The organism is Acidimicrobiales bacterium, assembly GCA_016716005.1.
In the GTDB taxonomy this organism is placed as follows: Bacteria; Actinomycetota; Acidimicrobiia; order Acidimicrobiales; family JADJXE01; genus JADJXE01.
The window spans coordinates 3,408,263-3,432,971 of record JADJXE010000001.1; the positions used below are offsets into that span (position 1 = coordinate 3,408,263).

General features: G+C 75.7%; 19 protein-coding genes and 1 other RNA gene. 7 read left to right on the plus strand and 13 right to left on the minus strand.

What is annotated here, in order from left to right; genetic code table 11:
* Positions 1 to 17: 17 nt before the first annotated feature.
* Positions 18 to 932, minus strand: coding sequence for a purine-nucleoside phosphorylase (locus IPM45_16560; protein ID MBK9181140.1), 915 nt, complete (start codon positions 930 to 932; stop codon positions 18 to 20).
* Positions 933 to 938: 6 nt separating this feature from the next.
* Here IPM45_16560 and IPM45_16565 point away from each other — a divergent pair, with 6 nt between their 5' ends.
* A complete protein-coding gene (locus IPM45_16565; GenBank protein MBK9181141.1) occupies positions 939 to 2,201 on the plus strand; it encodes an amidohydrolase in 1,263 nt (420 codons plus the stop codon).
* Between the two features lie 41 nt (positions 2,202 to 2,242).
* Positions 2,243 to 3,049, plus strand: coding sequence for a maleylpyruvate isomerase family mycothiol-dependent enzyme (locus IPM45_16570; GenBank protein MBK9181142.1), 807 nt, complete (start codon positions 2,243 to 2,245; stop codon positions 3,047 to 3,049).
* A 31-nt stretch (positions 3,050 to 3,080) separates the two neighbouring features.
* On the opposite strand, the gene IPM45_16575 is transcribed toward IPM45_16570, so the two are convergent.
* The 3 genes from IPM45_16575 to IPM45_16585 are packed head-to-tail and all read right to left on the minus strand — an operon-like array spanning position 3,081 to position 6,973.
* Positions 3,081 to 4,964: a VanW family protein gene (locus IPM45_16575; GenBank protein MBK9181143.1), complete on the minus strand. Its 1,884-nt coding sequence runs from the start codon at positions 4,962 to 4,964 to the stop codon at positions 3,081 to 3,083.
* A gap of 50 nt (positions 4,965 to 5,014) precedes the next feature.
* The gene (locus IPM45_16580; GenBank protein MBK9181144.1) at positions 5,015 to 6,031 is read right to left on the minus strand and encodes a Gfo/Idh/MocA family oxidoreductase; all 1,017 of its coding nucleotides are present in this window, start codon (positions 6,029 to 6,031) and stop codon (positions 5,015 to 5,017) included.
* Between the two features lie 3 nt (positions 6,032 to 6,034).
* Positions 6,035 to 6,973: an LLM class F420-dependent oxidoreductase gene (locus tag IPM45_16585; GenBank protein ID MBK9181145.1), complete on the minus strand. Its 939-nt coding sequence runs from the start codon at positions 6,971 to 6,973 to the stop codon at positions 6,035 to 6,037.
* A gap of 65 nt (positions 6,974 to 7,038) precedes the next feature.
* Between IPM45_16585 and IPM45_16590 the strand changes: the two genes are divergently transcribed.
* From IPM45_16590 to IPM45_16605, 4 genes are read left to right on the plus strand one after another with little or no spacing between them, the layout of a single operon-like run.
* On the plus strand, positions 7,039 to 9,393 hold the full coding sequence (locus tag IPM45_16590) for a transglycosylase domain-containing protein (protein ID MBK9181146.1): 2,355 nt from the start codon (positions 7,039 to 7,041) through the stop codon (positions 9,391 to 9,393).
* Positions 9,390 to 10,103 carry a hypothetical protein gene (locus IPM45_16595; protein MBK9181147.1) on the plus strand — a complete coding sequence of 238 codons (714 nt, stop codon included), beginning with the start codon at positions 9,390 to 9,392 and terminating at the stop codon, positions 10,101 to 10,103. The genes IPM45_16590 and IPM45_16595 overlap by 4 nt, the downstream gene beginning before the upstream one ends.
* Before the next feature lie 10 nt (positions 10,104 to 10,113).
* The gene (locus IPM45_16600) at positions 10,114 to 10,620 is read left to right on the plus strand and encodes a hypothetical protein (GenBank protein MBK9181148.1); all 507 of its coding nucleotides are present in this window, start codon (positions 10,114 to 10,116) and stop codon (positions 10,618 to 10,620) included.
* Positions 10,614 to 11,192 (plus strand): histidine phosphatase family protein, encoded by a 579-nt coding sequence (locus tag IPM45_16605; protein MBK9181149.1) that lies wholly within the window; start codon positions 10,614 to 10,616, stop codon positions 11,190 to 11,192. Before IPM45_16600 ends, IPM45_16605 begins: the two co-directional genes overlap by 7 nt.
* A 24-nt stretch (positions 11,193 to 11,216) precedes the next feature.
* Here the strand turns inward: IPM45_16605 and IPM45_16610 are convergent, their stop codons facing one another.
* From IPM45_16610 to IPM45_16630, 5 genes are all read right to left on the minus strand, one after another.
* Positions 11,217 to 13,148, minus strand: coding sequence for a hypothetical protein (locus IPM45_16610; protein ID MBK9181150.1), 1,932 nt, complete (start codon positions 13,146 to 13,148; stop codon positions 11,217 to 11,219).
* Between the two features lie 116 nt (positions 13,149 to 13,264).
* A complete protein-coding gene (locus IPM45_16615) occupies positions 13,265 to 14,092 on the minus strand; it encodes an SDR family NAD(P)-dependent oxidoreductase (GenBank protein MBK9181151.1) in 828 nt (275 codons plus the stop codon).
* 95 nt (positions 14,093 to 14,187) lie between these two features.
* Positions 14,188 to 18,069 (minus strand): ATP-dependent RNA helicase HrpA, encoded by a 3,882-nt coding sequence (gene hrpA, locus IPM45_16620; GenBank protein ID MBK9181152.1) that lies wholly within the window; start codon positions 18,067 to 18,069, stop codon positions 14,188 to 14,190.
* Positions 18,066 to 19,136 (minus strand): ribosome small subunit-dependent GTPase A, encoded by a 1,071-nt coding sequence (rsgA, locus tag IPM45_16625; protein ID MBK9181153.1) that lies wholly within the window; start codon positions 19,134 to 19,136, stop codon positions 18,066 to 18,068. Before rsgA ends, hrpA begins: the two co-directional genes overlap by 4 nt.
* 340 nt (positions 19,137 to 19,476) lie before the next feature.
* On the minus strand, positions 19,477 to 20,235 hold the full coding sequence (locus tag IPM45_16630) for a MerR family transcriptional regulator (protein MBK9181154.1): 759 nt from the start codon (positions 20,233 to 20,235) through the stop codon (positions 19,477 to 19,479).
* Positions 20,236 to 20,316: 81 nt separating this feature from the next.
* Between IPM45_16630 and IPM45_16635 the strand changes: the two genes are divergently transcribed.
* Positions 20,317 to 21,369 (plus strand): fatty acid desaturase, encoded by a 1,053-nt coding sequence (locus tag IPM45_16635; protein MBK9181155.1) that lies wholly within the window; start codon positions 20,317 to 20,319, stop codon positions 21,367 to 21,369.
* A 33-nt stretch (positions 21,370 to 21,402) separates the two neighbouring features.
* On the opposite strand, the gene IPM45_16640 is transcribed toward IPM45_16635, so the two are convergent.
* The 4 genes from IPM45_16640 to IPM45_16655 form a co-directional block, all read right to left on the minus strand.
* The gene (locus tag IPM45_16640; protein MBK9181156.1) at positions 21,403 to 22,329 is read right to left on the minus strand and encodes a TIGR03564 family F420-dependent LLM class oxidoreductase; all 927 of its coding nucleotides are present in this window, start codon (positions 22,327 to 22,329) and stop codon (positions 21,403 to 21,405) included.
* A gap of 93 nt (positions 22,330 to 22,422) precedes the next feature.
* An RNA gene (rnpB, locus tag IPM45_16645) (RNase P RNA component class A) lies at positions 22,423 to 22,784 on the minus strand.
* A gap of 159 nt (positions 22,785 to 22,943) precedes the next feature.
* On the minus strand, positions 22,944 to 23,747 hold the full coding sequence (locus IPM45_16650) for a ferritin-like domain-containing protein (protein MBK9181157.1): 804 nt from the start codon (positions 23,745 to 23,747) through the stop codon (positions 22,944 to 22,946).
* The gene (locus tag IPM45_16655) at positions 23,744 to 24,634 is read right to left on the minus strand and encodes a ferritin-like domain-containing protein (protein ID MBK9181158.1); all 891 of its coding nucleotides are present in this window, start codon (positions 24,632 to 24,634) and stop codon (positions 23,744 to 23,746) included. The genes IPM45_16650 and IPM45_16655 overlap by 4 nt, the downstream gene beginning before the upstream one ends.
* Between the last annotated feature and the right edge of the window lie 75 nt (positions 24,635 to 24,709).

Consider the following 24,709-nt stretch of genomic DNA (forward strand, 5'->3'; position numbering starts at 1 on the left):
CGCTCCGGGACAGGGACCTAGGTCACAGCCTGGGGCGCGAGGGGGCCGGCGGCCGGCGGCCGGCCGGGGAGCAGCCGGGGCGCGCGCAGCAGGTCGGCGAGCAGGCCGGCCAGCCGGGGGACGGCGGCTCGGGCCGCGGCGAAGACGTCGTCGGCGCGGACGGGGGCCGGGGTCGTGCCCGCGGCCGGGTTGGTGACCAACGACAGGCCCAGGACCTCGACGCCGAGCTGGGCGGCGGCGATGGCCTCGAGCACGGTGGACATCCCGACCAGGTCGGCGCCCAGGGCCGCCAGCGCCCGGATCTCCGCCGGGGTCTCGAAGCTGGGGCCGAGCAGCCCCGCGTACACGCCCTCGGTGAGGGTGGGGTCCGCGTGCCGGGCGAGGGCGCGCAGGCGGGGGCTGTACACCGCGCTGAGATCCGGGAACCGCGGCGCCCCCGGCCGGTCGGCCAGGCCCACGATCGGGTTGCGGCCGGTGAGGTTGAGGTGGTCGGCGATGAGAACCGGTGTGCCCACCGCCACCGCCGGATCGATGCTGCCGGCGGCGTTGGTGAGCACGACCACCCGGCAGCCCGTCGCCGCCGCCGTGCGCACGCCGTGGACCACCTCCGCCGGGTCGCGCCCCTCGTAGAGGTGGACCCGGCCGGCCAGCACCAGCACCGAGCGCTCGCCCACGGCGAGGCTGTGGGCGGTGGCCCGGTGGTGCTCGACGGTCGGGTGCGGGAAGCCCGGCACCTGGCGCAGGTCGACGCGGGCGGGCGGGGCGCCGGCGACCTCCTCGAGCAGCTCGGCGGCGCTCGCCCATCCCGAGCCGAGCACCACGGCGACATCGTGGCGGGGGCGCCCGGTGCGCTCGGTGAGCGCGGCCGCGGCCGCGGCGGCGAGGGCGAAGGGGTCGTCGCGCACGTCGACGACCCTACGGCGCGCGAGCATCGGGGGATGGCGGTCGTGGTCAGGAACGCGTCACTCGAGGATGACCGGGTCGAGCTGGTGGCGGACGGCGGGAAGATCGTCGCGCTGGGGCCGGTCGGCAGCGTCTCCCTGCCAGCCGGGGCGGAGGAGATCGACGCCACCGGCCTGGCGCTCCTGCCCGGCCTGGTGAACGGCCACACCCACTCGGCCATGACCCTGTTCCGCGGGTTCGGTGACGACCTCCCCCTCGACGAGTGGCTGCGCTCGCGGATCTGGCCGGCCGAGGCCCGGCTCTCCGAGGACGACGTGTTCTGGGGCGCCAAGCTGGCCGGGCTCGAGATGCTCCGCACCGGCACCGTCGCGTTCTGGGACATGTACTGGCATCCCCGCGGGGTGGTGCGGGCGGTCGACGAGCTGGGGCTGCGGGCCACGGTGGCGGCGCCGCTGATCGACGGGCACGACCCGTCGCGCCTGCCCGAGCTGCAGGACGCGGTCGACGAGGCCACCGAGGCCGCGTCCGGCGCTTCCGACCGGGTCCGGGCCGCGCTGGGCCCGCACGCCATCTACACGGTGTCGACCGAGGGCCTGTCGTGGGTGGCGGAGCAGGCGGCCGACCGCGGGCTCCCCGTCCACATCCACTGCTCGGAGACCGAGCGCGAGGTGCACGACTGCGTGGCCGCCCACGGGGTCCGGCCGGTGATCTACCTCGACCGGCTCGGCCTGCTGGGGGAGCGCACCGTGCTCGCCCACGGGATCTGGCTCGACGACGAGGAGCGCGACGTGCTCGCGACGCGGGGGACCACGATCGTCACCACCCCCACCTCCAACCTCAAGCTGGCCGTGGGCGACGTGTTCCGGTACCAGGAGGCGCGGCGACGCGGGATCCCCGTCGGCCTCGGCACCGACGGGGTGGCCTCCAACAACGCCCTCGACCTGTTCCAGGAGGTCAAGCTCTTCGCCCTGCTGCAGAAGCACGTGGCCAAGGACCCGTCGGCCGTCCCGGCCGCCGAGGCGTGGGACGTCGCGGCCGGGCACCGGGCCCCCCTGCTGGGGCCGGGCGGGCGGCTGGCCGTGGGCGAGCCGGCCGACTTCCTGCTGGCCCGTCTCGACCAGCCCGAGCTGGCGCCCGCGCACGACCAGACCTCCAACCTCGTCTACGCCGCCACCGGCGCCTGCGTGGACACCGTCGTGATCGACGGGGTCGTGCGCATGCGCCACCGCGTGGTCCCGGGTCAGGACGACATCGTCGCCGAGGCGACGGCGCGGGCCCATCGCATCTGCCGCGACTAGACAGTCGGCGGCCCGTGCGGGCCGGGACGAGGAGGGGGCACGTGAGCGAGCCGGTCGTCGACCTGTTGGCCGAGGAGTGGGACGCGCTGGCCGGGCTGGGCGCGTCGCTGCCCGGGCACGCCTGGGATCTGCCGACCGACTGCCCGGGGTGGACGGTGCGTGACCAGTACGCGCACGTCATCGGCACCGAGCGCATGCTCCTCGGGGAGCAGCCGCCGGGCCCGCCGATCGAGGCACCCCACGTGAAGAACCCGATCGGGGCCGTGAACGAGGCGTGGGTCGAGGGGGTGCGCGGCCTCTCGGGCGACGCCGTGGTCGCCCAGCTGCGCCACGTCACCGGCCTGCGCCTGGAGGAGCTGCGCTCGATGCCGGCCGAGCGCTTCGACCAGCTGGGGCCGAGCCCGGTGGGAGAGGCGCCCTACCGCGAGTTCATGTCGGTCCGCGTCATGGACTGCTGGGTCCACGAGCAGGACGTGCGCCGAGCCGCCGCCGTGCCGGGGCACCTGACGGGCCCGGTGGTCGCGCTGGCCGTGGGACGCTTCGTGCGGGGCCTCCCCATGGTGGTGGGCAAGCGAGCGGGGGCGCCCGACGGCACCACCGTGGTGGTGGACGTCACCGGGCCGGAGGCGCGCACCGTCGCCGTGGGGGTGGTCGACGGGCGGGCCCGCCTGCTCGACGACGCACCGGCCGAGCCCACCGCCGTGCTCGCCCTCGACACCGAGGCGTTCTGCTGTCTGATGACCGGCCGTTGGGGCGCCGGCCGGCTCCGGGCCGAGGGGCGCGTCGCCGTGCGCGGCGACGAGGAGCTGGCCGGGCGGGTGCTGGACGGCGCCAACATCATGATCTGACGGGCCCGCCGGTCTGCTCGGCCCCCCGGGGTCAGGGAGGCGGCGGCAGGGTGAGGTCGGGCGGGATCGACACCGTCGTGGGCGGCGGCGCCGTGGCGGGGGGCGTCGTGGGCGGTGGCGCGGTGGTGGCGGGCGGCGCCGTGGTGGGCGGTGCCGCCGGCGGCGGGGAGGTCGTCGCGGGTGGCGCGGTGATGGCGGGCGGCGCCGTGGTGGGCGGCGGGGGCCCGGTGGGCTGCGGCTGGCCCGGCGGGGCGGGAGGCGGGCCGCCGTCGTTGCAGGTGCGGTTCTCGCCCCCCCGGTAGAGGGCCCGGACGGTGTCCGTCGCCTGCTCTCCGGTCTCCAGGTACGTGCGGGTCCGCTCGGTGGTCACGGCCGTGCACGAGCCCGAGGCCGACGTGGTCTGCCCGGTCTGCGCGGCCTCGATGTTCTTGGTCGAGTACAGGGTGACCGTGATCGAGGTGTCGCTGTAGGTGGGCCAGACGAGCACGCCGTAGGGCGTGTTGTTGACGATCTGCAGGTCGGGGTGCGGGTAGTTGATCGTGGCCTCCCGCCCGTACGGGTAGCGCGAGATGTAGATCGTGTGGGCCTGGTACTCGCCGTAGTCGAGCCCGGCGAAGAAGGCGGCGTTGAAGATCGTGGTCATGAACTGCGAGATGCCGCCGCCGACCTCGTCGGCGAACTCGCCGTTCACGATGGCGGGGGCGGCCACGAAGCCGTTCTCGGTGGTGCGCCGCCCCACGACGGTGTTCACGGACAGCATCTCGCCGGGCTCGATGATGTAGCCGCGCAGGATGTCGGCGATCCGGTGGATGTTCTGCACCCGCGGCGCGCAGCAGGCGTGGTTCGTGGTGAAGCTGGCGACGGGCTCGACGATCCCGAGCTCGGCGAGCCGGGCGTCGGTGCGGTCGGGTTCTCGGACGGTGAGGGGGAGCTCGATGGGCCCCCTGTCCGCGCGCTCCAGTGCGTTGAGGATCAGCCCCGTGGCCTCCGGCGCGCAGCAGCCGGTGCCGGACCTGGCCGGCGTCGCCACCACGGCGCCGCCCACGATGGTGGCGCCGGCGTCGACCGGGGCCTCGCCGGCGTCGGGCAGCAGCCCCGGGAGGGCCTCGCCCACGCGGGCCGGCTCGAAGGCCAGCACCAGACCGGCGTCGGCAGGGGTCACCGTGATCCACGAGCGCAGCGTCTCGGCCGGGATGGTGGTGGAGCTGTCGCCGGCGGTCACCTCGAGGCCCTGCCCGGTGAGCCGCTCGGCCTCGCCCAGCAGCACCTCGGCGTCGTCGCGGGTGTAGCGGGCCGGGACGTCGGTGAGGCCGGCCCGGACGCTGATCTCGCCCTCCCGGTAGGCGACCGAGCGGAGCGAGTCGGCCAGCTCGACGGGATCGATGCCGGAGCCGGGCACCGGCTCGACCACGCGCAGCTGGCCGGCCTCGTCCAGGGTCAGGCTGGGTTCGGACGGGGCCACGAAGTCGGCGGTGCCGAGGTGGAGGCTGGCGTTGAGCACCCGCTCGTCGTCGACGTCGAGCCGCACGTCGACGGCTCGTCCCGACGTGAGCGAGCGCAGCCACGAGAACGGCCGGCCCAGCACGAACCCCGACCGCCCGGCCGCCATCACCGCATCGACGGTCGCCTCCTCGTCGACCGTGAGGCCGAGCTCGTCGGCCGTGGTCTCGAAGCCGGTGCCCTCCGGCACCTCGACCGTCACCGGCGTGGCCGAGAACCCGCTGGCGAGGTCGGCGACGTGGGCCTCGACCTCGGCGCGGCTCTGGCCCCCCACCTGCTGGCCGGCGAGGGTGACGTTGCGTTCGGCCCGGCCGCGGTGCATCCAGCTGTCGACGAGGGAGCTGCCGACGAGGAGCACGAGCAGCCCGCCGACCACAGCGAGCGCGATCAGGCCGATCTTGGCGACACGGGGCACGGCCGGGAATCCTCGCACGCCTCGGACCGCTCGCGGTGGCAGGCCCCCGCTCAGCCCTCCGGCCGCCAGAGCTCCAGCGGGGTGCGGTCGCGGGGGCCCTCGAAGGGGAGGGGCACGGCCGCTCCCCCGGCCGCGGCCGACGCGTAGGCGCCGCACACCACGTCGAGCACCTCGCGGCCGAACGCGGCGTCGGGCCAGGGCCGCCGGCCCAGGGTGATGTCGTCGGCGAAGGCGTGGAGCTGGCCCACGTAGCCGTACTGCTCGAGGAGCACCGGATCGGCGGTGGCGGCCGGGAGCCCGACGGGTTCGCCGTTGCGCTCCAGCGAGGGCGCGGGCAGCAGCTCGGCGCGCACGACCCCCGAGCCGCTCGCCGCCTGCAGGTCCCACGCCTGCGACGGCGAGGCCCAGCTGGCCACGACCCGGGCGCGCAACCCCGACGCGAACGTCAGATCGACTTCGGCGTGCTCGTCGGTGGGGTGGTCGGCGGCGCCCTCGAGCCGGGCGGCCACCGCCACCGGTGGCGCCGGCCGGGCCAGCAGCAGGGCCACGGCCAGCGGGTGCACGCCCAGGTCGAACAGGGCGCCGCCTCCCCAGTCGCGGGTGAGGAACGCCCCCCAGGTGGGCCGGCCCTGCACGGCCCGCACCTCGAGGTGGTGGAGCGGGCCGAGGCTCGCCGCCTCCTCCACGGCCCGGACGACCACCGGCGCGAAGGCCAGGTTCTCGGCGTAGCCGACCCGCGGGAGACGCTGCTCGGCCTCGACCAGCCGGTCGGCGTCGGCCAGGCTCGTGCACAGCGGCTTCTCCACGACGACCCCCGCGCCGGCCTCGAGGGCGGCCAGGGCCAGCTCGACGTGGCTCGCCGGCGGCGTGGCCACGATCACCACGTCGGCGCCCGCCGGCAGGTCGGCGGTGCGGCACGCCCGGGCCCCGAGGCGGGACGCGAGTACCGCGGCCCGCTCCGGGTCGCGGCCGGCCACCGCGACCACCGGCAGCCCCAGGTTCCGGGCCGCCAGGCCGTGCACGGTGGCCATGAAGCCGCCACCGGCCAGTGCCAGCGAGGCCGCCACCGATCAGGTGCCGGCCAGGCGGGCGACCACGGGGGCGAAGCCGTCCATGGCGTCGCCCTGCACCACGACGTAGCTGAACCCCCACCGCTCCCGCCGGGCGTGGAGGGTCTCGGCGATCTGCTCGACGCTGCCCAGCAGCACGTGCGGGGTTCCCTGCACGTCGGCGGGATCGAGGCCCATCCCGCCCGCGACCAGCTCCGCCATCGGCCCCGGATCGTCGGTGACGATCGCGACGAAGGCCAGCACGTTCAGCTCGAGGTCGTCGAAGCGGTCACCGGCCGCCTCCCGGACCCAGCCGACCTTGCGGTCGACGGCGTCGGCGGTGGCGTCGGCCAAGGCGTCGGGCCCGATCTCCCCGGCGTGGAGCCGAGGGTTCACACCCACGATGTCGGCGTGGCGGGCCGCGATCGACAGGACCCGCCGGCCACCGCCGCCGATCAGCAACGGCGGGTGGGGCCGCTGCACCGGCCGGGGCCGGAGGTCGAGCCCCGTGATCGTGTAGTGGGGGCCCCGATGGGAGAAGGGGCCCTCGGCGAACAGGCCCTTGAGCACCGCGATCGACTCCTCGAAGCGGTCGACCCGCACGGCCGGGGGGTCGTAGGCGATGCCCGACTGCTCGTAGTCGGTGCGCATCCACCCGGCACCGAGGCCGAGCTCGAGCCGCCCGCCGCTCAGCAGGTCGATGGTCGCGGCCTCCATGGCCAGCACGACCGGGTGGCGGTAGTCGTTGTCCCAGACCAGGGCACCGACCCGCAGGTCTGTGGTGGCGTCGGCCGCGGCCATCAGCGCCGGACCGGGCGCCAGCTGGTCACCGAAGTGGTCGGGGACGAACAGGCTCGAGTAGCCGAGCGCCTCCGCCTTCCGGGCCAGGGCGGCCCAGCTCTCGCGGTCGGGGGCGGTGGCCAGCTGGACACCGAAGCGGAACCTGCGTTCGTGCGGCATGGGCGGGCACGGTAGCCCCCCGCCGCGGCCGGTGGGGTGCCCGCCGGCGGTAGGTTGATCACGCCATGCGCGTCGTCCGACTCCTCGTGCTGATTCTGGTCGCAAGCATCGGGCTGGCGGCCACGGCGGTGGCGCTCGTCCCCCCGGCGCGCCAGCTCGCGTCCTCGACGAGCTCGAGGCCCGAGGACATCAACCTCGATCCGCTGGCCCAGCGCTCGCTGGTCTATGCCGCCGACGGCACCCTCCTGGCCTCGCTGCACGCCGAGGAGAACCGCTCCGACGTGCGGCTCGACCAGGTGCCGCAGGTGGTGATCGACACCGTGCTGGCGGTGGAGGACGAGGACTTCTACGAGCACGGCGGCGTCAACCTCCGCTCGACGATCCGGGCGCTGTTCGCCAACGTGTCGAGCGGCGGCATCGAGCAGGGTGGCTCCACCATCACCCAGCAGCTCGTGAAGAACGCGCTGCTCACCCCGGAGCGCGACGCCGAGCGCAAGTTGAAGGAAGCGGTCCTGGCGGTCCGGCTCGAGGACGAGATGACGAAGGACGAGATCCTCGAGCGGTACCTGAACACCGTGTACTTCGGCAACGGCGCCTACGGGGTGCAGGCCGCGGCCGAGACGTACTTCGGCGTGAACGTGGAGCAGCTCCTGCTGCCGCAGGCGGCCCTGCTGGCCGGGCTCATCCGCAACCCGGCGGGCTACGACCCGGTGCAGGACCCCGAGGGTGCCCTGGGCCGGCGCTCCGAGGTGCTCCAGCGGCTGGTCGCGCTGGGCGAGCTCACCCAGCGTGAGGCCGACTACTACGACCTGGCGCCGCTGCCGGATCGCGTGCAGCAGCTCCTGCCGCCGCCCGACGACTACTTCGTCGAGGAGGTCAAGCAGCAGCTGCTCGACGACGAGCGCCTCGGCGAGACCCCTCAGGAGCGCTACAACGCGGTGTTCAAGGGGGGCCTGCGCATCTACACCACCTTCGACCCGCGCCTGCAGGCCGCCGCCCTGGCTGCCCGCAACAGCACGGTGCCGCCCGACGCCTGGCTCTTCACCGCCGCCGTCGCCTCCCTCGACCCTCGCACCGGGGCGGTGCGGGCCATGGTGGGCGGGCCCGGCTTCGAGCGGTTCAAGTTCAACCTGGCCACCCAGGGGCTGCGCCAGACCGGCTCGTCGTTCAAGACCTTCGCGCTGGTCGCCGCGCTGGAGCACGGGGCGATCCCGGACGACACGATCGACGGCAGCAGCCCCTGCCGGTTCGAGATCCCGGGCCAGGACGACTACGTGGTGCGCTCGCACGGCGGGAGCGGAAGCCTGTACCGGGTCACGGCGTCGTCGATCAACTGCGCCTTCGTCCGGCTCGGCCTGGCGGTGGGGCTCAACAACGTGATCGACGCGGCCCAGCGGATGGGCGTGAGCAGCCGCCTCGACCCGGTCCTGTCGCTGCCGCTCGGCACCATGCTGGTCTCGCCCCTCGACATGGCGTCGGCCTACGGGGTCCTGGCCGACGACGGCGTGCGCAACGAGCCCTACGTGGTGGAGCGGGTGGAGACGGCCGACGGCGACGTGGTCTTCGAGCACGAGGCCGACCCCGAGCGGGTGCTCGACCAGGACGTCGCCCGCATGGCCACCGACGTCCTGCAGGGGGTCGTGACGAACGGCACGGGCGAGGGCGCAGCCCTCGGGAACCGCCAGGTCGCCGGCAAGACCGGCACCACCGAGGACAACGCCGACGCCTGGTTCGTGGGCTACACCCCGCAGCTCGTCACCGCGGTGTGGATGGGCGCACCGGGCGGGCGCCTCCCGATGACGAACCTGGGTGGCATCAACGTGTTCGGCGGCACCTACCCCGCGGAGATCTTCCAGAAGTACATGACCGCCGCCCTCGACGGCCAGGCCGAGCTGGCGTTCCCCGAGCCGCCCGAGCCCTACCGAGAGGGCACCCGCCTGTTCGTGCCCGACGACGAGTGCCGCGAGGACCGCTTCCTGGCCCTGGCCGAGGCGTCGGGTCCGCCGCCCACGGTCCCTCGCGAGGGCGAGGTCTCCCCGGTCGCCACCCGGTTCGACGACATCGCCCGGGGCTCGACCCGCACGTGGTGCTCCGGCGCCGACCTGGCCAACGACGACGACGCCCCCGACCGCACCGGCGACCGCCCCGTGGTGACCGGCGACAGCCCCGGCGACACCGGCGACACCGGCGACACCGGTTCGGGCACCACCCCGGGCGGGGAGGGATCCACCACGGTGCCGACCGAGCCGGCACCGACCACCTCGACCCCGCCGGCGTCGCAGCCGCCGCTGCCGCCCACGTCGGTCCCTATCACCGTGGCGCCCCCGACGACGGCGCCCCCCTCGACCACCGCGCCCTCCACCCTGCCGCCGATCTCCCAGGTGCCGATCCCGATCGTGCCGCCGGGCTTCTCCCCGTGACCGCGGCCGGGCAGCTCCTGGTGATGCAGGAGCACGACACCCGCATCGACCAGCTGCGCCACCGCCGGGCGACCCTGCCGCCCCGGGCCGCCCTGGCCGAGCTGGAGGCTGCGTTGGAGGCGCTGGCCGGCGAGCGGGCCGGGGTCCAGGCGGGCCGTGACGATCTCGGTACCCGCCAGGCCCGCCTGGAGGGAGACCTCGACGCGTTGGAGCGGCGGGCCGTCGAGCTCGACAAGAAGCTGGCCCAGGGCAGCGTGCCCCGAGAGCTCCAGGCCCTCGCCCTGGAGCGTGACGGGGTCCTCGAGCGCCACGGCCACCTCGAGGACGAGCTCCTCGAGGTGCTCGAGGCGGTGGAGGCCGCCGACGCCGCGCTGGTACGCCTCGACGATCAGCGCGTCGAGCTCCAGCGACAGGTGGTCGCCGGCCGGGACGAGCTGGCCGTCGCCGAGGCGGAGATCGATGCCGAGCTGGGCGCCGAGCTGGGGGCGCGCGAGCGGGCCGCCGCCGATGTCCCCGACGCCCTGCAGGCGGAGTACGAGCGCCTGCGCGCCAAGCTGGGTGGGGTGGCCGCCGCACCCCTCACCCGCTCGAGCTGCGGAGGCTGCCACCTCACCCTGTCCGCGGTGGCGCTCGACCGGATCCGCGGCCTCCCCCCCGACGCCATCGTGCACTGCGAGCAGTGCGGGCGGATCCTCGTCCGCTCGCGGTAGCCCGGCCATGGTGCTCTGGTTCGCCGGGATGTCGGTGCTGCTGGTCTGGATCGTGTTCCGCGACCCCGCCATCGACTACCGCCTGGTGGTGGCCGGTGCCCTGGCCCCCGACCTCGTCGACGCCGTCACCGGCGGCACCTGGGCCGCCCACTCGGTGCTGTTCAGCGTGGCCCTGCTCCTCGCCGTGATGCTGGCCACCCGCCATCGGCGCGCCCTCCGGCGTCGGCTGCTCGCCCTCCCCATCGGGATGTTCCTGCACCTGGTGCTGGACGGAGCCTGGGCCGACACCGATGCCTTCTGGTGGCCGCTCACCGGATGGTCGCTGGGCGGGAGCCCGATCCCGAGCCTCGACCGGGGGTGGGTCAACCTCGTCCTCGAGGTGGTGGGCGCGCTGGCGCTGGTGTGGTGCTGGTTCCGCTTCGGCCTCGACGACGCCGAGCGCCGTCGCGCCTTCTGGCGCACCGGCCGCCTCGACCGCAGCCTGGTCGGCCCCCAGCCACCGCCACCTTCGTGCTGATCCTGGTGCGGCACGGGCGCACCGCCGCCAACGCCGGCGGGCTGCTCCTGGGTCGGCTCGATCCACCGCTCGACGAGGTCGGTCGGCGCCAGGCCGAGGCCCTCGCCGCCGCCCTGCCAGCCGGGGCGCGGCTGGTGTCGAGCCCGCTGCGCCGGGCGCGCCAGACCGCGGAGGCCATCGCGGCGGGCGGCACGCCGGTGGAGATCGACGACCGGTGGGTCGAGCTCGACTACGGGGAGTACGACGGGGTCCCGCTGGGCGATGTCCCTTCGGAGGTGTGGGCCCGGTGGCGGGCCGAGCCCGGCTTCGCACCGTCGGGCGGCGAGTCGCTCGCCGATCTCGGCACCAGGGTGCGGGCCGCGTGCGACGACCTCGTGCCCGTGGCCAGCGGGGCCGACGTGGTGGTGGTGAGCCACGTCTCGCCCATCAAGGCGGCGGTGGCCTGGGCCCTGGGCGTCGGCGACGGGGTCTCGTGGCGCACGCACCTCGACCCGGCCTCGATCACCACCGTCGGCATCGGCCCGCGCGGGCCGGTGCTGCGGGGCTTCAACGAGCGCACCCACCTGGGCTGAGACGGCGATCGAGATCGCCGACGGTCAGTTGAGGCGACGGCGGTCGGCCGTGCGGATCGCGACCGTGGTGGCGGCGACCACGGCGATCCCGGCCCCCAGGACGAGCAGCAGGTCGACCAGCCCCGAGCCGGATCCGCCATCGTCGGCCGTGGCGGTCACGGCCTCGTCGGTGCCGGCATCGGCATCGGCATCGGGATCGGCCGTGTCGTCGCTCGACGGGCCACCGGGCCCGGAGGTGCTGGTGGTAACGCCGGCCGCCGGGTCGTCGCTGGCCTCGGCCGGGGCGATCGTGGTCGAGGTGGCTGCGCCCAGGTCGAGGCTCGACCCCGCCAGCGCCGAGCCCACCAGGTCGCCGAGGTCCATGACGGAGCCGGGCGGGGTCGCCGGCACGGTGCGCGGCGGCCTCGTCGGCCGCGGGCTGGTGGGGACCGTGGGCGGCGGGACCGTGGTGACGATCGGGACCGACGGCCCCCCCGGGAACAGCGGCCCGAGACCGCTGCCACCACCCGGGGGGATGGTGCCGCCACCGGGCACCGTGGCGCCCGGGATGGTGCCGCCACCGGGCACCGTGCCGCCCGGGATGGTGCCGGCGACCGTAGTGGTGGGGGATCCGCCGTCACTGCTCGGCGGGGTCGGGGTCGGCGTCGCGCTCCCGGCCAGCACCGGTGCGACGCCGGTCGGACCGGCCACGACCAGCCCCCCCGGCATGGCCGCGAGTGCCACCGACCCGGCCGCGCACGTGTCGGTGCAGCCTGGCACCACACCCGGCGCCCAGGTCCGTGACGCGCCGGTGGCCGGGTCGAGGGTGAGGAGGCCGACGGTGCCCTCACGGCGGCCCACGACGGACAGCCCGGCCTCGGTGAGCACGGGCGCCGAGCCGAGCTGGTCGACCGGCTGCGTCCAACGGGTTGTGCACGTGCGCGTCGCCGCGTCCCAGTCGACCCGCACGAGCGCGCCCGGGCCGTCGTCGGGCGAGGCGATGGCCACGACGACGCCCGCGCCGTCGGCGGCGAGCCCGGTGGGGCGGCCCGCCGGCAGGGGGGCGCGGCAGGCCTGGCGGGGGTCGGTGTCGGCCCCGGCCCCGGGCTCCCACCCGGCGGGCGGGTCCGCGGCCCACCACAGGCTGAGGGCGACGGGCTCACCGGGGGCGACGGTGGCGACGACCGGGTCGGCGCCGGCGACCAGCACCGGCGCGGGTACCGGGCCACCGGCGGTGGTCGAGCCGTGGGTTGCCGACCACTGCACGGCGAGGCCGTCCGGCCCGACCGCGAGGCTGGCCGTCGCCGTGGGGCGGGCGACCACCAGGGCCCCGGCGGCCCCGGGCCCGATCCCGGCCCGGGCGCCGGGCGGCTGGCCGTCGCACGCGTCGGGCAGCGTGGCCGTCCACCGCAGCTGCTCGGCGGGGAGCGAGCCGGGCACGATCCCGGCCGTGCCGCCCGCGGTCACGAGGGCGATGCGGCCGTCGGCTGCGAGGGTGCCCCCGGTGAGCGGGTCGTCGGGGCCGCACCCGAGGGCGGCGGGCAGGTCGAGGCGCGCCAGGCGGCGGATGGGCGAGATCGGCGAGCCCGGCAGGGCGTCGGTGAAGGTCTGCACGGACCGCCCCCGCAGCACCACGTACGTGTCGTCCCCGGCGAGCAGGCCCGTGATCGGCGAGCCGGCGGGCGCAGGCCGGCCCGCCGGGCGGGCCAGGTCGACCACTGCGCCGCTGGTCAGGTCGACCTTGGCGACCGCGCCCTCGTCGGGCCCGGCGGCCACCACGCCCCAGGCGATGGTCGCGCCGTCCTCGTTCCCGACCGCCTGGAGCCCGGCGAGCGGTCCCGGCAGCGCGACGGGCGCGCCGGCGGCCCGAGCGGGCGCAGGGTGGGCGAGCAGCACGCCGGTGGCGAGCAGCAGGAGGACGGTCAGCAGCCGGGTGGCACGGCGGCTGCGCCCCGGCCGGGGGGCGTGGGGGGGCATCCGGACGACGGTAGCCGCCCGCCGAACGCCATGGCGCGCGCCCCCGCGGCCCGGGCGGGGGCGGCGCCGGTGGCCGTCCGGCGGCTCGTGATGGCCGCAGCGCGCCGCGGTCGGGGTCAGCGCTCGTCGAAGGACCGGGGCGGGGCGAAGGGATCGGCCTCGGGGTGGGTGGCGAGCGCGTTGCGCACGATCCGGTCGGTGATGGCCTGCGTCACCCGGTCGGGCGCCAGGCGGTTCAGCCAGTACGTCCGCCGGGCACGCGACCCGGGTACGACCATGAACCGACCCCGCTCGAGCCCGTGGAGCATCGACCGGCACGCCTGGTCGATGGGGAGGGTGCCGGCCACGTCCTTCAGCGCCCGGGTGGCCGGGTGCATGGTGGCGGCGTAGCGCTCCACCATGGGGGTCATGATCTCGGGTGGGCAGATCACCGACACACCGATGCCGAGCGGCGCGTACTCGAGGCGCAGCACCTTGGCCAGGCCGATCACCCCGGCCTTCGACGCTGCGTACGCCGCGTAGGAGTACCCTCCCAGCAGCCCCGCGAGCGAGGAGATCAGCGCCAGTCGGTCACCCCGCTGCATCAGCGGCAGGGCGCCGTGCGCCACGTTGCGGCTGCCCACCAGGTTGACGTGGACGGTCTGCTCGAAGTCGTCCGTGGTCGACGCCGAGAACACGTCGTTGCGGCTGATGCCGGCCGAGTTGACCAGGAGGTGGGGCCGGCCCACCAGCGCGGCAGCCTCCTCGAAGGCCGCGGCGATCGCGGCAGCGTCGCCCACGTCGACCTGGTGGAACGTGCAGCGCTGCCCCGGGCGCCCCCCGGCGTCGGCCATGGCCGCCCGGGCGGTGCCGGCGAGGTCGAGATCGAAGGCCGCGATCGACGACCCCTCGGCGGCCAGGATCGTGGCCAGGTGCAGGCCGATGCCGCTCCCGGCGCCGGTCACGAAGCACGTACCCCACCTCGTCGGTCCCAACGGGCCCTCCTCTCGCCGGCGGCCGGCTGCCGGCGCGGTGATCATCCCGCGCCGGGGACGCCGCGTCAGCCGGCGGCGGTGATCCGGTCGAGCTCGCGGCGGACCCGCTGCTCGCTGACGGGGAAGGCGGTGCCGAGCACCTGGGCGAAGAGGCTCACGCGGAGCTCCTCGAGCATCCAGCGCACGTGCTCGGCGTCGGCCCGGCGGTCGGCGGGGAGCGCCGCCCGGCACTGCTGGTACGCCTGCTCCAGCGATCGCGCGGACCGCATGCGCTGCTGGTCGCGGGCGACGTCGCCCGCGAGCCGGTCGAGCCGGCGCTCGATCGCCTGCAGGTACCGCGCCACGTCGGGCAGGCGGCTGGCGCCGGTCGCCGTGACGAAGCCGGGGTGGACGAGGCGGCCCAGGTGGGCGCGCACGTCGGCGACCGAGGCCTGCACGGATGGCGCGGTGAGCCGTTCGAGCCGGGCCTCGATCGCCGCCCAGGCGACGACGATCCGGCCCACGTCGTCGAGGACGGCCAGGGCCGCCGGCGTCACCCGGTGGCGCAGGGCGGCCTGCAGCGCCCGGAACCCCTCCTCGTCCCAGGCGGGCCCCCCGTGGGCGGCGACCAGCTCGTCGACGGCGCAGGCCGCGCAGTCGTCGAGGAGCTGGCCCCCGCCGTGCAGCCCCACCCGCGCCATCGCCAGCGCGAGCTCGTTGGTGACCGCGCCGGCCAGGGCCTTGCGGGGGGAGGGGAGCGTGAGCAGCAGGAGCCGCCGGGTGCCCGCGGGCATCGCCCGGTCCTGGTCGGCCCGGCTGGCCAGCACCAGCACGGCCACGTGGTCGCCCTCGTCGACGAGCGACGGGTAGCCCCGCACCGTGTGCCCCGATCGGGCGGTCTCGACCGTCCGGGGCAGGGTGCCGATCGTCCAGGCCCGCAGGTCGGTGCGCTCCACGTCGGCGGCCGACTCGGCGATCGCCTCGCGCACGCGGGCTCGGAGCCGGGCCTGCAACTGGTCGAGGTCCTTCCCGACGGCGAGCACGCGGCCGGCGTCGTCCTCGACCGAGAAGGACACGCGGAGGTGGTCGGGCACCCGGTCGAGGGCGAAGGAGTCCGGCGGGACGGGCGTGGCCGCCTCGCGGGCGACCGATCGGGCCAGGGCCTCCAGGAGTGGCCCGTCGTCGGGGGACGTCGCGGCCAGGAACGCCCGGGCGTGGTCGGCCACCGGGCTCACGTGGCGCCGCAGCGGCTTGGGCAGCGACCGCAGCAGCGCCGTCACCAGCTCGCGGCGGAGGCCCGGGACCTGCCAGTCGAACCCGGCCGCTCCCACCCGGTCGAGCACGGCGACGGGCACGTGCACCGTGACGCCGTCGGTCGGGGACCCCGGGTCGAGCTCGTAGGTCAGCGCCAGCTCCAGGTCGCCCTGCCGCCACCGGTCGGGGAAGTCGGCGGCGGCGGCGGCGCCGGCCTGGGGGTCGAGCAGCTGGTCGCGCGTGAGCGTGAGGAGGTCGGGGTCGGCGGCGCGCCGGCGCTTCCACCAGGCGTCGAACTGCCGGCCGGAGACCGCGTCGGCGGGGATCCGCTCGGCGTAGAAGGCGGCGAGGGCCTCGTCGTCGACCACCAGGTCGGGCCGGCGCGTCCGTTCCACGAGCGATCGCACCTCGTCGAGCAGCTGTCGGTTGTGCCGCAGGAAGGGATGCGGGGCCTCCCAGTCGCCGTCGACCAGCGCGTGGCGGATGAACAGCTCTCGTGCGCCGGCGGGGTCGACCCTGGCGAGCGGGACGGGCCGGCCGGCCACGATCGGCAGGCCGTAGAGGGAGGCCTTCTCGGTGACCATGGCGGCACCGCGCCGGGCGTCCCAGCGCGGCTCGCCGTACGTGCGCCTGAGCAGGTGTCCGGCGAGGGGCTCGGCCCACTCGGGTCGGATGCGGGCGGTGGTGCGCGCCCACAGGCGGTTCGTCTCGACCAGCTCCGCGGCCATCACCCAACGGGGCGGTTTCCTGGCGAGGACGGAGCCGCGGGCGATCACGAACCGGGCGTCGCGGGCGCCCCGGTACTCGCGCGTGGTCCCCTCGCGCATCCCGATGTGCGACAGCAGCCCGGCCAGCAGCGCGCGGTGGATCTGGTCGGGCTCGGCCGGCACCCGGCCGCCGTGGATGCCCATGGCCGCCACGACCTGTCGGAGCTGGCTGGTGATGTCCTGCCACTCGCGCACCCGGAGGTGGTTGAGGTGCTCGGCCCGACACATCTTGCGGAACTGGTTGGCCGACAGGGCCTGCTGCTGCGCCCGGAGGTGGTCCCAGAGGCGCAGGAACGAGAGGAAGTCGGAGCCTTCGTCGGCGAAGCGCGCGTGCAGCTCGTCGGCGGCGGCCGCGGCGGTCGCGGGCCGCTCGCGCGGGTCCTGGATCGAGAGGGCGGCCGCGATCACGATCACCTCCCGCACGCAGCCGGTGCGCTCGGCCTCCAGGACCATGCGCCCGAGCCGCGGATCCAGGGGGAGCTGGGCCAGGCGCCGCCCGAGGGTTGTGAGGCGGTGCCGCGTCCCCTGGGCGCCGGGATCGAACGCGTCGAGCTCCTCCAGGAGGGCGACGCCGTCCTTGACGGCCCGGGCGTCGGGGGCGTCGAGGAAGGGGAAGGCGGCGATCTCGCCCAGGTCGAGGGCGGCCATCTGCAGGATGACGGAGGCCAGGTTGGTGCGCAGGATCTCCGGCTCGGTGAACGGCGGCCGGGCCGCCAGGTCGTCCTCGGCGTAGAGCCGGATGCAGATCCCGGGCGCCACCCGGCCGCACCGGCCGGCCCGCTGGTCGGCCGACGCCTGCGAGATCGGCTCGATGGGGAGCCGCTGCACCCGGAGGCGCCGGCTGTAGCGGGACACGCGTGCGGTGCCGGCATCGACGACGTACCGGATGCCCGGCACGGTCAAGGAGGTCTCGGCCACGTTGGTGGCCAGGACCACCCGCCGGCCGGCGTGGGGCTGGAAGATGCGCTGCTGCTCGGCGGACGGGAGGCGGGCGTACAGCGGGAGGATCTCGGTGCCCGCGAGGTCCAGCCGCCGCAGCGCGCCGGCCGTGTCGTGGATCTCCCGCTCGCCGCTCAGGAACACGAGGACGTCGCCGGGGCCCTCGCCCGCCAGCTCGACGACGGCGTCGCAGATCGCCAGGGTCTGGTCGCGGTCGTCGCCCGGGTCGATCCCGTAGGGGCGGTAGCGCACCTCCACCGGGTACGTGCGCCCCGACACCTCGATCACCGGGGCCCCGCCGAAGTGCTCGGCGAACCGCTCGGTGTCGATCGTGGCCGAGGTGATGATCACCTTGAGGTCGGGCCGGCGGGGGAGCAGCTGCTTCACGTAGCCGAGCAGGAAGTCGACGTTGAGGCTGCGCTCGTGGGCCTCGTCGAGGATGAGGGTGTCGTAGCGGGCGAGCAGGCGGTCGCGCTGCGTCTCGGCCAGCAGGATGCCGTCGGTCATCACCTTCACGAGCGTCGCCTCGCTCGCCCGGTCGGTGAAGCGGACGGTGTAGCCGACGGTGGTGCCCAGCTCGGCGCCGATCTCCTCGGCGACCCGGGTCGCGATCGCGCGGGCTGCCAGCCGGCGGGGCTGGGTGTGGCCGACCATGCCGCGCACGCCTCGGCCCGCCTCGAGGCAGAGCTTGGGGAGCTGCGTGCTCTTGCCCGACCCGGTCTCACCGGCCACCACCACCACCGGGTGGTCGCGGATCGCCGAGAGGAGCTCGTCGCGCCGCTCGGTGATCGGCAGGGCGGCCGGGTAGGCGAGCGCGGGGACGGACGCCAGGCGACGGGCCAGCCGCTGCTCGGCCGCCTCGACCTCCCGCGCCAGCTCCTGCAGGGCGGCGTCGGGTGGGCCGTCTCCCGGCCGGACGAGCCGGTCCAGCCGCCGGCCGAGGCGCCGCTCGTCGTGCGCGGTGAGCGCCCGCAGGCGGGCGCGGAGATCGGCGATCGACGGGGTCACGGCCGGGCTCGACGCCTGCCGTCTCGCGTCAGGGCTGCCCACCTCCTTCGCTCCTGGGCGGCGAGGGCTGCGTCCTGGCGGCGGGCCAGGTGCGCCAGCTCGCGCTGGAGCTTCCGCCAGGCGTCGAGGCGCTCGGGGTCGAGGGCCCCGGTGTCGACGGCGGCGAGCACGGCGCACCCGGGCTCGGTGCGGTGCCCGCAGTCGGCGAAGCGGCACGCCGCGGCCAGGTCGTCGAGATCCCGGAAGGTGGCGGTGACGCCGCCCTCGTCGCCCCACAGCGCCAGCTCGCGCAGGCCCGGGGTGTCGATGAGGAGGGCACCCGAGGGGAGCGTCACCAATTCGCGGCGGCTGGTGGTGTGGCGGCCCCTCCCGTCGCCGGCGCGGACGGTGCCCGTGGCCAGGCGCTCCTCGCCGAGGAGCCGGTTGGCGAGCGTGGACTTGCCGGCACCCGAGCGGCCCAGGAGGGCCAGGGTCGCGCCTGCCTGGAGCCACCGCCCGAGCGCGCCGACGCCGGCGCCGGTGGTCGAGGAGAGGGCCAGCACGTCGGTGCCGAGGGCCGCGTCACGGAGCCGGTCGAGGGCGCGCTCGAGCTCGGGGCCGGGTCCGACCAGGTCGGCCTTGGCGGCCACCACGACCGGGGCCGCGCCGCTCTCCCACACCAGGGCGAGCTGGCGTTCGAGCAGCCGGGGGTTGATGGCGACGTCGAGGGGGACGATCACGAGCACGGTGTCGACGTTGGCCGCCACCACCTGCGGCGCCGTCACCGAGCCGGTGACCTTGCGCACCAGCGCGGTCCGGCGGGGGAGCACGGCGTGGATGGTGGCGCGGCCCTCGTCGGGGCGGGGCGCCACCATGACCCAGTCGCCCACGGCGGGGAGCCCGAGCGGGTCGGCCCGGTGGCGGAGGCGGCCGCTCGCCTCGGCGAGGAGCTCGCCGGCGGGGCCGACCACCGTCCACCCGCCGCGCCCCTCGACGGCGACGCGGGCGGGGGTGAGCGACGGGTGGGCGTGGAGGTGGGGGTCGAGCTCGGACGGCCATCCGAGCGAGTCGAGCGAGGATGCGGGCACGGGTGCTCCAGGGGGCAGCAGGGACGCGACGCCGGCGCCGGCCGGGAGGGCCGCCGGGGCAGGTGGTGATCGTGGCGTCGCGGGCGTCGCGCCGGCAGCTGCCGGGCGGGCGGGTGAGGCCCTGCCCGGCCCGGGGCCGCTGCTCAGGCGACGCGCGCGACGGGGGCGGGCGGGACGGCAGGCATCGACGACCCTCCTTCCTCGTCGTTCCGGTGCGCCGACGCTACCGCGCCGCCCGCCGGGGTCCGACGGGTTTCCCCGGCCCGGCGCGTCGACGGCGGCGGGGTGGCCGACGCGAGCCCGCCGAGGCCGGCCGTGGGGCCGGGGCCGAGCCGCCCGATCAGCGCCGGCGGGCCTGGCGCATGGCGGCCGGGCCGGACTCCACCAGCCGGCGCAGTGCCCGCTCCACCTGGTGGGCGACCAGCAGGCTGGTCATGTCGCGTGCGGCCGGCCGCAGGGCGGCCAGGGCGGTGGTCAGCTCGGCGGGGGTGGCGTTGCCGGCGAAGCCCGTGCCCGTGCGCGCCACGAGCAGCGCGACGGCGGCGTCGACCGCCTGGGCGAGGCGCCGGTCGAGCAGGTCGCGGAGCCGGCCGCTGATCTCGAGGTCGATGCCGGCGTCGCGCAGGCCGAGAGCCAGGTCGAGCAGGGCCGGGCTCGGCACCACCCAGGTGCCGTCGTCCCCCGGCTCCACGAAGCCGGCGGCCTCGAGCTCGCCCAGCAGGCCGGGCTGGTCCCGGCCCACCAGCTCGCGGAGCTCCTCTCGAGTGACGGCCCTGGGGCGGTCGTCGGACCAGGGGGCGCTGAGGGTGGCGTCGAGCCCCAGCCACTCGGCGACGGTGCGCACCGGGTGGTCGGCGGTGACGAGCTCGCGGATCGTCCCCAGGCTCAGGCCCCGGTCGCGGAGCTCGGCGATGAGGGCGAGCCGCTGCACGTGCTCCTCGCGGTAGACGGCGTCGCGCCCGCGCCGCTCCGGGTGCGGGAGGAGCCGCTCCGACTGGTAGTAGCGGATCGTCCGCGCCGGCAACCCGCTCTCGTCGGCGAGCGTCGTCAGCGAGAGCCCTGCCGGGTCGCCGGGCGCAGGTGCGCCGTCGCTCGCCATGGCGGAGAGTGAACCACACCGCCCGTCGATGCTGACAGCAGATGCTGGCGGCGTTCCCTCGTCGGGTCGTACAGTCGGGGCATGCCCTCACCAACGACCGATCTCCCCCGGCCGCGCAAGGGCTCGCTCACCGAGGTGCGGGCCGTGATCCCGGAGGCCTGCTACGAGCGGCCGACCGGACGGGCCGTCGTGGCGGTGGCGCAGGGTGCCCTGCTGTGGCTGGCGCCGGTCGTGCTGCTGGTCCTCACCGGCGCGGCGTGGTGGTCGATCGGGCTGAGCCTGCTGGCCGGTCTGGGCGTCGCCGGGCTGTTCGTCCTCGGCCACGACGCCTCCCACAGCGCGCTCTTCGGGTCGGCGGCGGCCAACCGCTGGGTGGCCCGGCTGTGCATGGTGCCCTCGATCCACAACGAGGCCGCGTGGGACCTCGGGCACAACCGCATCCACCACGGCTTCACCACGCGGCTCGGGTTCGACTTCGTGTGGCAGCCGCTCAGCGTCGAGCAGTACCAGGCGCTCGGCCGGTTGGCGCGCCTGCGCCACCGCCTCGAGTGGTCGTGGCTCGGGGCCGGCGCGTACTACACCCGCGAGGTCTGGTGGAACAAGATGATCCGCTTCCGCCCCGAGGGCAAGCGGGCCGCGCCCTACCGCCGGAACAACCGCTTCCTGGCCGCGAGCCTGGTGGGCCTGACGGCGGTGCTCGTGGCGGTCGGCTGGTGGCAGGGTGGGCCGTTGCGGGCCGGCTGGCTCGTGCTGATGGCCCTGGTCATCCCGTTCCTGGTCTTCAGCCACGTGATCGGGTGGACCGTCTATGTCCACCACATCGCCCCCGACATCCGCTGGTGGCCGGCGCGTGAGTGGACCCAGTTCAGGGGTCAGATGGAGTCGACCACGATCCTGGAGTTCCCGGCCGTCGTCGACGTGCTGTGGTTCCACCACATCTTCGTGCACACCCCGCACCACGTGGACCCGCGGATCCCCTTCCACCGGCTCCCCCGGGCGGCGGCCGCCATCGAGCAGGCGTTCCCCGACGTGGTCCGCCGGCAGCGCTGGAGCCTGCGCCGCTACCTCCGCGACACGAAGGCGTGCAAGCTGTACGACGCCGACGCCGCCCACTGGGTCGCGTATCCCGCCTGAGGGTGACCTCCGGCGGCGCCCGGGCGGGGGTCGTCACGAGGTGGCGTGCACGGCCCGCAGCAGGGCGCGCGTGCGGGCGGCCTCCTCGTCGTCGGTGACGAACTCGAGCGCCGAGAAGTCGGTCGTGCCCGCGGCCGCGAAGCGGGCCAGCCCCGCTCGGACCGTGTCCTCGTCGCCCACCAACGAGACGTCTGCGGGCCCGGCGACGCCCTCGATGTCCATCACCCGCCGGTACGACGGCAGGTCGTTGTAGCCGACCAGCACCTCGCCGATGAGCCCCTTCGCCAGCTCGGGCCGGTCGGTGACGCACACCGGTACGCTCGCCACGATGCGGGGATGGGCCCGGCCGGCCCGCTCGGCCGCCGCTGCCAGGGCCGGCGCGATCTCGGACTCGATGGTGCGGGGGCCGCTCAGCCACAGCACGGTCCCGTCGGTGCGGCTTCCCGCCAGGGCGAGCATGCGGGGGCCCATGGCCGCCAGCATCACCGACGGTGCGGCGACGTCGGGCGGGCCGCCCACGTTGTCGGCCTCGCCCGACCAGATCTCGCCCTCGAACGACACGCGCCGGTGGGCGAGCACGGGCAGCAGCACCGACAGGTACTCGTCCATGTGGCGAGCCGGCCGGGAGAAGGGGATCCGCAGCGACTGCTCGATCGACGACTTGTGGGCCAGGCCGATGCCGAGCACGAGCCGCCCGCCGCACAGCTCCGAGGTCGTCAACGCCTGGGCGGCCAGCATCAGCGGGTGACGGGGCCAGGTGGCGATCACCGCGGTGCCGAGCTCGATGCTCGCCGTCGCCTGACCGACCACCGCGAGCACGGTGAGGGCGTCGGGCACGGCGAGCTGCGCCACCCAGTAGGTGGCGAACCCGTCGGCCTCGGCCGCAGCGGCGTGGGCGACGAGCTCGGACGTCGGTCGCCCCAGGGCCATGAGGCTGGAACCGTTGATCCCGATGCGCATCGCACGATGATGCCCGAGGGCGAGCCGCGCCGCCGTGGGACGCGGAGGCCGGGTAGCTCGTCCGTGGCGTCTCCGCAGGTCAGGACGGTGGTGACGGTGAGCCGGCCTGTAGGCGGGGTTCTGTCCGACGCCCGAGGGCGCCGGGGTGGCCATCCATCTGTGCGGCCTACCTGGGGACCGTGCTCCCTGCGGAGCACCGGGCGGGCCGCCCGTGTCCCACACTTGGCCTTGCTCCGGGTGGGGTTTGCCGAGCCGCCCGGGTCGCCCCGGGCGCTGGTGCGCTCTTACCGCACCGTTTCACCCTTGCCTGTGCCCCGAGGGGCCATCGGCGGTCTGCTCTCTGTGGCACTGTCCTGCGGGTCGCCCCGACTGGCCTCTCGCCAGCACCCTGCCCTGCGGAGCCCCGACCTTCCTCGACCCGGTCGATGCCGGGCCGCGGCCACCCGGCCGGCTCACCGTCTCCCCCAGTGTGCCCGAGCGCCCACCGTGTGGGAAGGGGCATCCCCGGCCCCGCGACCCGACGATCGAGGGGCCGCGGCGACGTTCTCGGGCGAGCAGACCACCCCTGGGGTGGTGGGGCGGGCAGAGAACGGTCGAGGCCCGGGTTGGCCGCCTCAGGCGACGTAGCTGCGCAGGCCCAGTGCGTCGGTGATCGGCTGGAAGGGCGCCGGCACCTGGGGAGTGGGCGGCTCGGTGGCCATGAACCCGGCGATCAGGGCCGTGTGGCGGGCCTCGACACCGCCCACCGACATGATCACCTGCCGGTTGTCGGTCGACGCCAGCACCTCGACGAACGCCTGGTACGTCTGGGCCACGATGTTCTCGAGGGTGTGCGAGAACGCGATGGCGCCGTCCTGGTCCTCGACCGCCTCCAGGCTGGGAGCGACGATCTGGTCCATCACGAAGGCGTTGGCCTCCCGGACCGTCGGCTCGCCCAGGTCGCGGAGCGTCTGGGCGAACAGGTCACCGTGGTCGCCGTGCTGCTCGAGGAACAGCTCGAAGGTGCGCCGCACGTCGCGATCCTCGACCAGGCCCGACTCGAGCACCGTGCCGTAGGTGTCCACCGCAGCCAGCTCGTAGGACTGGGCGGTGCGCAGCAGCACGCCGTCGCCCACCTCCAGCTCGCCCATCGCTTCCGTGGTGGTGGTGGTGTCGCCGCTCTGAGGGAGCAGGGGGGCCGTGCTCTCGCCGTCGTTGCCCCCGCCGCAGGCCGCCAGCACGGCCGCGGCCAGGACCGAGCCGCCCCCGACCACCAGGAAGCGGCGGCGGTCGACGCCGGCGGCTGCGGGCCGGGCGGCCCGGCGGGCCTCCAGCGCCCGGCGGAGGGCGCCCGCGAAGGGGCGATCGAGGGCGGCCTGGGCGGCCTCGATCTCGCGCAGCTGGCGGTGGAGCTCGTCTCGCGACAGATCAGGGTTCACGGGGCGGTGACCTCCTCGAGCTGCTCCGGCGTGGCGATCGGGTACTGGGCGGGATCGAACGCCCCGTCGAGGGTCTGGAGCGGCGGCAGGTAGTCGGCCTCCGGCTTGCCGATCACCTGGCCGAGGACGACGGCGTGCTGGGACTCGACGGGCAGGATCGCCGCGAGCTTGGCGGCGACCAGCGGGTCGAGCGGGATGCCCAGCGCGAAGAGGTAGGTGGCGGCCGCGCCCTCTTCGATGCCGTACGCCACCTCCAGCACGTCGGGCTCGCCGGCGGCCGCCTCGATCTGCGGGACGACGGCCTGCACCAGGGTCTGGTTGGGCAGGGTCACCGCCTGCGGGCCCACGTACCCGTGCATCAGCTGGGCGTGCTGGCGGTGGTGGCCCTGGAACATCGCCGCCACCTCGGCGACCTGATCGGACAGCAGGCCCGAGTCGAGGGCCAGCTGGTACGCGGCGACCGCCGCCAGCTCCACCGACTCCGCGAACACCGCCAGCTGCACCACCTCCGGGGAGCGCAGGGACGACCCCGGGGCGAGCGTGGAGGGGGCCGAGATCGGCGTCGGCCCGGGGACCGTGGTGCCGCTCGTGTCGCCCCCGGCCGCCGTCGTGGTGGTGGCGTCGCCCTCGGTGGTGGTGGTGGTGGAGCCCTCCTGGGCCCAGGCCGTGCCCATCAGCCCGGTGAGGGGCACGGTGACGGCGCCGATCGTGACCGCCGCACCGCCCAGGGCCGCCGTGCGCAGCAGGCTCCGCCGCGAGGCGAGGGTGCGCGCCCCCTCGCCTGTGTAGAGCTCGCCCAGACGGTCGGGGAGCGTCGGCAGCTCGTCGCGGTGCTGCTCGTCGACCTCGCGGGCGAGCCGGCGCAGCTCTGAGGGACTGATCTCCACGCAGCTACCTCCTGGGGCGGGCGTCGCGGGCAGCGGTGGCCGCGGCGATGGACATTCTGGCCCCGCGAGGGTTCG

Excerpts from the sequence above, each read along its gene's own strand:
- IPM45_16635 (MBK9181155.1), top strand. The coding sequence starts at position 20,317 with ATGCCCTCACCAACGACCGATCTCCCCCGGCCGCGCAAGGGCTCGCTC.
- IPM45_16630 (MBK9181154.1), bottom strand. The coding sequence starts at position 20,235 with ATGGCGAGCGACGGCGCACCTGCGCCCGGCGACCCGGCAGGGCTCTCG.
- IPM45_16610 (MBK9181150.1), bottom strand. The coding sequence starts at position 13,148 with ATGCCCCCCCACGCCCCCCGGCCGGGGCGCAGCCGCCGTGCCACCCGG.
- IPM45_16585 (MBK9181145.1), bottom strand. The coding sequence starts at position 6,973 with ATGCCGCACGAACGCAGGTTCCGCTTCGGTGTCCAGCTGGCCACCGCC.
- IPM45_16560 (MBK9181140.1), bottom strand. The coding sequence starts at position 932 with ATGCTCGCGCGCCGTAGGGTCGTCGACGTGCGCGACGACCCCTTCGCC.
- IPM45_16590 (MBK9181146.1), top strand. The coding sequence starts at position 7,039 with ATGCGCGTCGTCCGACTCCTCGTGCTGATTCTGGTCGCAAGCATCGGG.
- IPM45_16640 (MBK9181156.1), bottom strand. The coding sequence starts at position 22,329 with ATGCGCATCGGGATCAACGGTTCCAGCCTCATGGCCCTGGGGCGACCG.
- IPM45_16565 (MBK9181141.1), top strand. The coding sequence starts at position 939 with ATGGCGGTCGTGGTCAGGAACGCGTCACTCGAGGATGACCGGGTCGAG.